At 69.3% G+C, this 7,033-nt stretch carries 9 protein-coding genes and 1 pseudogene; 5 read left to right on the top strand and 5 right to left on the bottom strand.

Annotated elements, in window-relative coordinates:
• Positions 1 to 131 precede the first annotated feature (131 nt).
• Positions 132 to 854, top strand: a complete 723-nt coding sequence (locus QR77_RS29810; RefSeq protein WP_040028891.1) for an SDR family oxidoreductase — start codon at positions 132 to 134, stop codon at positions 852 to 854.
• A gap of 19 nt (positions 855 to 873) precedes the next feature.
• Here the strand turns inward: QR77_RS29810 and QR77_RS29815 are convergent, their stop codons facing one another.
• Positions 874 to 1,500, bottom strand: a complete 627-nt coding sequence (locus QR77_RS29815; protein ID WP_040028893.1) for a TetR/AcrR family transcriptional regulator — start codon at positions 1,498 to 1,500, stop codon at positions 874 to 876.
• 125 nt (positions 1,501 to 1,625) lie between these two features.
• On the opposite strand from QR77_RS29815, the gene QR77_RS29820 reads away from it, so the two are divergent.
• Positions 1,626 to 2,648: an NAD-dependent epimerase/dehydratase family protein gene (locus tag QR77_RS29820; protein ID WP_040025104.1), complete on the top strand. Its 1,023-nt coding sequence runs from the start codon at positions 1,626 to 1,628 to the stop codon at positions 2,646 to 2,648.
• 27 nt (positions 2,649 to 2,675) lie between these two features.
• Here the strand turns inward: QR77_RS29820 and QR77_RS29825 are convergent, their stop codons facing one another.
• Positions 2,676 to 3,104, bottom strand: a complete 429-nt coding sequence (locus tag QR77_RS29825; RefSeq protein ID WP_078877317.1) for a Dabb family protein — start codon at positions 3,102 to 3,104, stop codon at positions 2,676 to 2,678.
• Here QR77_RS29825 and QR77_RS45430 point away from each other — a divergent pair.
• Positions 3,072 to 3,251 (top strand): annotated as a pseudogene (locus QR77_RS45430) (TetR/AcrR family transcriptional regulator C-terminal domain-containing protein); the annotation flags it as partial. The gene QR77_RS29825 and the pseudogene QR77_RS45430 sit on opposite strands and share 33 nt — an antisense overlap.
• Before the next feature lie 50 nt (positions 3,252 to 3,301).
• Here the strand turns inward: QR77_RS45430 and QR77_RS29830 are convergent.
• Together QR77_RS29830 and QR77_RS29835 are read right to left on the bottom strand one after the other, a co-directional pair.
• Positions 3,302 to 4,015, bottom strand: a complete 714-nt coding sequence (locus tag QR77_RS29830; protein WP_040025105.1) for an SDR family oxidoreductase — start codon at positions 4,013 to 4,015, stop codon at positions 3,302 to 3,304.
• A gap of 125 nt (positions 4,016 to 4,140) precedes the next feature.
• Positions 4,141 to 4,854 (bottom strand): type 1 glutamine amidotransferase domain-containing protein, encoded by a 714-nt coding sequence (locus tag QR77_RS29835; protein ID WP_040025107.1) that lies wholly within the window; start codon positions 4,852 to 4,854, stop codon positions 4,141 to 4,143.
• Between the two features lie 141 nt (positions 4,855 to 4,995).
• On the opposite strand from QR77_RS29835, the gene QR77_RS29840 reads away from it, so the two are divergent.
• Entirely contained in the window at positions 4,996 to 5,613 is a 618-nt protein-coding gene (locus tag QR77_RS29840) for a CGNR zinc finger domain-containing protein (RefSeq protein WP_063798098.1), read from the top strand.
• Between the two features lie 257 nt (positions 5,614 to 5,870).
• Positions 5,871 to 6,611: a hypothetical protein gene (locus QR77_RS29845; RefSeq protein WP_236710858.1), complete on the top strand. Its 741-nt coding sequence runs from the start codon at positions 5,871 to 5,873 to the stop codon at positions 6,609 to 6,611.
• Between the two features lie 27 nt (positions 6,612 to 6,638).
• On the opposite strand, the gene QR77_RS29850 is transcribed toward QR77_RS29845, so the two are convergent.
• Positions 6,639 to 7,033 (bottom strand): helix-turn-helix domain-containing protein (locus QR77_RS29850; RefSeq protein WP_040025109.1); only part of this gene is annotated, 395 nt, incomplete at its 5' end.

Consider the following 7,033-nt stretch of genomic DNA (forward strand, 5'->3'; position numbering starts at 1 on the left):
CGGGCGGCGTGCCCTCCCGCCGGTCGCGCAGAAAACGGGCGAGTTCCGCTCGCGCCATCGGGTCCACCTCCTGGTTTCCAGGTATCGGTTGTGCCTGGCTGGTCCGCGGGCCTGCTGGCATGGTCGACACCATGAACAGTTCCCACAGTTCCACAGCACTCGTGACCGGTGCCAACAAGGGCATCGGCAAGGAGATCGCCCGGCAGCTCGCCGCCGCCGGACTCACCGTCCACATCGGCTCGCGCGACGCGGAGCGGGGCAGGCGCGCCGTCGAGGAGATCGGCGGCGACGCCCGGCTGCTGCTCCTCGACGTCACCGACAGTACGAGCATCGCCGAGGCCGCGCGGCAGGTCCAGAGCCTGGACATTCTGGTCAACAACGCCGGCATCATGGCCGACAGCGCGGCGCCCGACGAGGCGGACGTCGACAGCTTCCGCCGTACGTACGAGACGAACGTCTTCGGCGTCCTGGCCGTCACCAACGCGTTCCTGCCGGCGCTGCGCCGGTCGGCGAAGCCCCGCATCGTCAACATCTCCAGCGGTACCGGCTCGCTCGGCCGGAGCACGGACCCCGGGGGGCAGTTCTCGGCGGTGGGCGAGGCGGCGGCCTACCGGTCGTCGAAGACGGCGCTGAACGCCCTGACCGTCTTCTACGCCCAGGCGCTCGCCGGTGACGGCTTCAAGGTGAACGCGCTCGCGCCCGGCCTGCGGGCCACCGAACTCAACGCCCGCGCCGCCGCCAGCGAAGGTGACCCGGCGGAGGCCGCCGCGGGCGCCGTACGGCTGGCGCTCCTGGAGGACGAAGGTCCCACGGGGGAGTTCCACTCGTGGGACGGAACCACCGTCCCCTGGTGAACACCCTCCGGACGCCGCCTCAGGAGGATTCCGGCGGCCGGGTGCGGAGGCCGTCCACCACCAGGTCGAGGATGCGGGCCGCCCGCTCCTGGTCGCCGTTCCCCGGCGGAATCCGCCACAGGACGCTCAGTTGCAGCAGTACGTCCTCCGGATCGGTCCCGGACTTGAGCGTGCCCTCGGCGGCCCCCGCGTCGAGCAGGACGGTGATCGCGCCGAGGAACGGGTCGTAGTGCTCGTCGTCGAGGCCGCCGTTGGTCGCCGCGTGGATGACCTCGGCGACGCCGTACTTCAGCCGGCCGTAGTGGGCGACCTCCTCGAACCAGCGGCGAAGGGCAACGAGCGGGGGGAGCGATCCGGCCAGGGTGTGGGCGAGGTCGATCAGCTTCTGGATCTCCTGGCGGTACAGCTCGACGATCAGCGATTCCCGGGTGGGGAAGTGCCGGTACAGCGTGCCGACCCCGACGCCGGCGCTCTTGGCGATGGACGTCATGGACGTGCTGGTGGAGGCGCCGCCGCTGGAGGCGCCGGTCGGGGCGCCGGCTGAGCCGCTGCCGGAGGCGGAGAACGCCTCGGTGGCGGCGGCCAGGATGCGCGCCCGGTTGTCGAGGGCGTCCGAGCGGGTCGGCCTGGGCGGCGGCGGGTTCACGGGTGTGGGCAGTCCGTTCAGTGGAAATTGTGAAGCGGAAGGGCTTCCGGTACGGTCGGAGACGTCATACCGGAAGGCCTTCCGTTTCATTTTCGCACACCCGTAAGACCTTGTGGAGGACAGTCATGGCAGAAGTGGTGCTGGTCACCGGCGGCAGCGGGTACATCGCCGGCTGGTGCGTCGTCGAGCTGCTGCGGGCGGGCTATGACGTACGCACGACTGTACGGACCGCGGCCAAGGAGCAAGCCGTCACCGACGCGGTGTCGACCGCCGTCGACCCGGCGGGGAGGCTGAGCTTCGCCGTCGCCGACCTCACGGCCGACGACGGCTGGGACGCCGCGCTCAAGGGCGTCGACCGCGTACTGCACGTCGCCTCCCCGCTCGGCGGCGCGGACCCGAAGAACCCGGAGGCGATGATCACCCCGGCCCGCGACGGCACGCTGCGGGTGCTCCGCGCGGCGACCGCCGCCGGGGTGAAGCGGGTGGTGACCACCTCGGCGGCGAACACCGCGAGCCCGTCGTCCTACGCGACGGAAGGCGTGACCGACGAGACGCTGTGGACCGATCCCGACGACCCCACGCTGATCCCCTACCGACGCTCGAAGACCCTCGCCGAGCGGGCGGCCTGGGACTTCATGGACGGCTACCGGGGCGCCACCGAACTGACCACCGTGCTCCCCGGCGCCGTGTTCGGCCCCGTCCTCACGACGGACACCATCGGGTCGGTCGGCATCGTCGCGCGCATGCTCTCCGGCGGGATGCGGGGGATCCCACGGATCGGTCTTGAGATCGTGGACGTCCGCGACCTCGTCGACGTCCACATCCGGGCGATGACATCGCCGGAGGCGGCGGGCCAACGATTCCTCGCCACCGGCGAGTTCACCTGGATGTCGGAGATGGCCCGCACCCTGCGGGACGGCCTCGGCGCCGACGGCCGCAAGGTGTCCACCCGGCAGATCCCGGACATCGCTGTACGGTTCGCCGCCCGGTTCCGCGACCCGTCGCTGCGCGAGATCGCGCCCGCGCTGGGCCGTCGTAACCGGCACAGCACGGAGAAGGCCAGGCGCGTCCTCGGCTGGGAACCCCGGCCGGCGCGGGAGACCGTACTGGACTGCGCCAGGAGCCTCATCGCGCACGGCGCCGTCTGACCGGGGCCGGTCCGGTGTGCCGGGCCGTCAGGGGCCGGTGGTGATCCGGGCCTGGGGGATCGAGTCGAGGAGCTGACCCCACTCCGGGTACTTCGCGACCTTGGCGGAGTGCATCGCCATGATCTTCCCGCTCAGCCCGGGGTCCAGGTCGTCCGAGAAGCGGACCGCCGAGAGCTTCGCGAGGCGGGGGACGATCGTGAAATCCCCTTCGAGATGCACCGGGTCGTGCATGTACCGCTCCAGGGCCGCCAGATCCTCGACCCCCGCCGCGTACGCGTGGGTGAAGCCCTCTGAGGGATCGCCGAGATCCTGGCCGACCGTCCCGAACGAGGCCGAGTCGACCGTCGCCGTACGCCTCATCGCCGCCAGGACGTCGGCCTTCTCCTCCTCGGTCGTTCCCTCTCTGAAGCTGAAGCGCGGCCGCGCCCGTACGACCCGGGCCAGGCGGCCGAACACTTCCTCGCGCTGCTCACCGGCCCGATGGAGGCACGTTCCCGGCTCGGCACCCACAAGGTCCCGGCCGCCGAGACGCACGCGGTGGCGAAGGCCGCGGTCGACACCTTCCTGCGGGCGTACGGGCCACCGGCGGAAGCCCCCGCCTAGTGTGTTTCGTCTGGATCATCCGGTCTGCGAGATGATCCAGACGGAACGCCCTAGATCGCCACGGGGAAGCCGGGATACATCTGGTCCGCTCCACCGGACAATCCAGCCAGGGCGTTGCGGCCCTTCTCGTCACCGATCACTTCGAGGGCGCGCGCCTGGACACCGTCCAGGGCCATCCGTGCCACGACAACCGGGTCGGCCTTGTCCGAAGGGTCGACGTAATCGGCCATGTCGGTGTCCATGTAGCCGACGATGAGGCCTGTCACGTCGATTCGCGCACCTGCCAGCTCTTGTCGGATCACGTTTGTCATGGCCCACTCCGCAGCCTTGGCGACGCTGTAGGCGCCGTAGGCCGGGTAGTGCACCAGGGACAGGACAGACAAGACATTGAGAATCGCGCCGCCGCCGTTGGACGTCAACAGGGGGGCGAAGGCTCGGGTGACACCGAGGGTGCCGAAGAGATGTGTCTCCATCTCGAGTCTGATGTCTGCCATATCCCCGTCGACGAGGGCCGTGTGCGTGCTGATGCCGGCGTTGTTGATCAGCAGCGTGACATCCTGCGCTGCTTTCGCCGCCGCTTCCACGGAAGCGGGATCTGCGATGTCCAACTGCAGAGGCACGACTCCGGGGAGGTCGACCGACGCGGGATTACGGGCTCCCGCGTAGACCTTCCGGGCCCCGCGATTGAGCAGCTCGGCTGCCAGGTGTCTGCCGAAACCGCGATTCGCGCCGGTCACGAGCGCGACGGAGTTCTGGATGTCCACGTTTTTCCTCCACGGATGCTGAGCATGAAATGTCGTTACGTCGTTACCTGAGGAACGTCGTTGCCTGAGGTCGAGGCGTAGAACATCCGCGGCGCCCACTGGGCGCCGCGGAAGACCTGTGGTGCTTATTTACCGGCCAGGATCTTGACGACGGCCTCGGCGGAGAGGTGTGCGGAGGCCGGATTCTGGCCGGTGACGAGGTTGCCGTCCACGATGACGTGGGGGAGGAAGGCCGGTCCCGCCTGGAAATCGGCCCCTGCTTCGCGCAGGCGCGTCTCCAGCAGCCAGGGAGCCTTGTCGGCAAGTCCGACGGCGGTCTCCTCCTCGTTGGTCAGGCTGGTGAGCTTGCGGCCGGAGAAGGGCCAGGAGCCGTCCTCGGCGCGGGCGGGCAGTAGAGCGGCGACGCCGTGGCACAGCGCGCTGACGATCTTGTCCGGATCGTCCAGGAGGGTGGTGACCACCTTGCCGATGGCGGCGTTGTCACCGAGGTCCTCCATCGGGCCGTGGCCGCCGCATACGTACACCGCGTCGAAGTCGGCGGGGTCGACCTTCTCCAGTACGGCCGGCGAGGCCAGCGTGTCACCGAATGTCGCGAGATAGGCGCGCTGGGTGTCGATGGATGCCTGATCGTCGCCGTTCATCGCCGGCGAGAGGCTGACCGCGTCCACGGTGGGTTCCACGCCGCCCGGCGTGGCGATGGTGATGTCGAGGCCGGCATCGGTGAAGACCTGGTGCGGGTGGATGAACTCGCTCGCCCAGTAGCCGGTGGGGTACTTGCTGCCGTCGTTCAGGGTCCAGGCGTTCGCGCCGGTGATGACCATCAGGATCGCAGTAGACATGATCAAGCCCTTCGTCGTCCAGGAGGTGGGGCCTCCCTGCTTGAGTCATGAGCATATGCGTTTTACTCATGACGTCAAATCTATCAAGACGTGAAAATCATGAGCATACGCATTTAGATACTGACGGAGTATAGTGTCCGCATGGGAAGTGATGATCTTGAGGTGGCGGCTGGGATGCTCGTGCCCCTCGTCGGGCTCGACCTGGTCCTGGGGTTCGTGAACACCCGATCGGTCCTGGGTTCGCCGGATCACCTCGAGGATGTCGAGTCCATGCGCGTATGGATGGTCGAGAGGCATCTGATCGAGCCCGGCACACTGATCTCAGACTCGGACGTGGCGACCGCCCGCGAGATCCGCGGAGCACTCGCCGTGCTGCTGCTCGCGCACGTCAACGCCCACGAACGCGACGACCAGGCCATTGATCATGCCGAGGAATACCTGGCACGGGCGGGAGCGCTGCACCCGGTCGCCCCGTTGATCGGCGTCCACTCCAGCCGCTGGACGCCGATCCAGACGGGAGTCGCCGGCTTCTTCGGCACTCTGCTCGCCACGGCCGCTCAGACCGCTTCCACCAGCGAGTGGAGGCGCTTGAAGGCATGCAACAACCACGCGTGCTACACAGGATTCCTAGACAAGACGAAGAACTCCTCCGCCCTTTACTGTTCGACAGGCTGCTCCTCCCAAGTCGCCTCACGCGCCTACCGCAAGCGGCATACCGCGGGGTCGTCCCTCGCTGCTGCCGCGCAGAAGGACGCGTGACCTCGCAACAGCACCGGAGTCGAGTTGCGGCCGGACAGTCCCGCCACGTCGAGGACCGCCGGGCGGTCGCGGGCCGTTGTGACAAACGCGCCTGCGTCTACCGCGGAACCGTCACCGTCGCCGCCCAGATGATCGGGCTCCGCACATGCTCCAAGAACAGCACCTGGGTGGCTTCGCCCGCACAACGGACGGGGAGGGGTCCCGTACGGGACGGGTGACAGTACGGGACGGCAGTCGCGTCGACGGGGGAGTGGGCCATGCACGGTTACGCGGAAAGCCGACCGGCGAAGAGCGGCCACGGAAGCCACCCGCACCGGGCGGGCACACGGAACGTGGCACAAGTCCTCGTCGCCCTCGCTCTGTTGCTCCCGCTCGTCGGCTGTATGAGTGGCGGGCGGAAGCACTCCCTGCCGGCGCCGTCGGACGCGGCTTCGCCGCTCACCTCGGGGGACCTGCACGCCCGTCTCCTGGACGCGGCGGAGCTGGGGGACGGGGTCGAGCGCCACGAAGTGGACGGATCCGCCGGATCCCTCTCCATAACGGCCGCGATCCCGGACTGCGACGCGCGTGCGCGGTACGACGGGCGCCGCCCGTACGACGACGTGATGGGCTCGGTGGCGAAAACATCGGCCGACTACCTCCACCAGAAGGAGCTTCTGGTGGAGCGCGTCTACAGCGCGAAGCCCGCCACCCTCGCCGCACGCGTCGACTCACTGTTCGCGACGCTCACCGCATGCCCCCGGTACACCCAGGTGCTGACGGTGAACGGCCAGAGCACCGGGGAGTACACGGTGACGACGCGAAAGGTCGATGTGCCGGGTCCGGGCCTGCGCTTCGGCTACCTGGAGACGCAGAGCGAGGAAAGCGGTCTACCCGGCGCTGCGAGCACCCGCAAGGTGGTCGCCGTCGTGCTGGGGCGAGTGGCGGTCATCCTCGACGGCACACCCGCCCTGGTCGACCGCGCGCTCACATCCGCCGTACGGAAGGCAACCGGCTGACGCCGGCGCCCAGTTGGCAGCGGATGCTCACAAGTGCGCCTGCTTCAGCGACATGTGCAGCAGCAGGCGGTCCTCGCCCTCGTCCAGGTCCAGGCCGGTGAGCTGCTCCACGCGCGACAGCCGGTAGTAGAGCGTCTGGCGGTGGATGCCGAGGGCCGCAGCCGTGCGGCCGGCCTGGCCCGCGCAGTCGAGGAACACCTCGGCCGTGTGGGCCAGTTCGGTGTGGTCGGGAGTCAACAGGGGTCTTACGGCGGGGTCGGTGCCCGGCGGGAGCGCGGTGAGCATGCGGTACGGGCCGATCGACGGCCACCGGGCCACCGGGCCGAAGCGCGGCTGGGCCGTGACCGCCCTGGCCGCCGAGAGCGCCTCGCGCCACGCGTCGGGCAGCCCGGCGAGGCCCCGGCGTGCGGCCGACACCCCCG

This window comes from Streptomyces sp. 150FB, from assembly GCF_000818195.1.
Taxonomy (GTDB): Bacteria; Actinomycetota; Actinomycetes; order Streptomycetales; family Streptomycetaceae; genus Streptomyces.

Excerpts from the sequence above, each read along its gene's own strand:
- QR77_RS29810 (WP_040028891.1), top strand. The coding sequence starts at position 132 with ATGAACAGTTCCCACAGTTCCACAGCACTCGTGACCGGTGCCAACAAG.
- QR77_RS29820 (WP_040025104.1), top strand. The coding sequence starts at position 1,626 with ATGGCAGAAGTGGTGCTGGTCACCGGCGGCAGCGGGTACATCGCCGGC.
- QR77_RS29835 (WP_040025107.1), bottom strand. The coding sequence starts at position 4,854 with ATGTCTACTGCGATCCTGATGGTCATCACCGGCGCGAACGCCTGGACC.
- QR77_RS29840 (WP_063798098.1), top strand. The coding sequence starts at position 4,996 with ATGGGAAGTGATGATCTTGAGGTGGCGGCTGGGATGCTCGTGCCCCTC.
- QR77_RS29845 (WP_236710858.1), top strand. The coding sequence starts at position 5,871 with ATGCACGGTTACGCGGAAAGCCGACCGGCGAAGAGCGGCCACGGAAGC.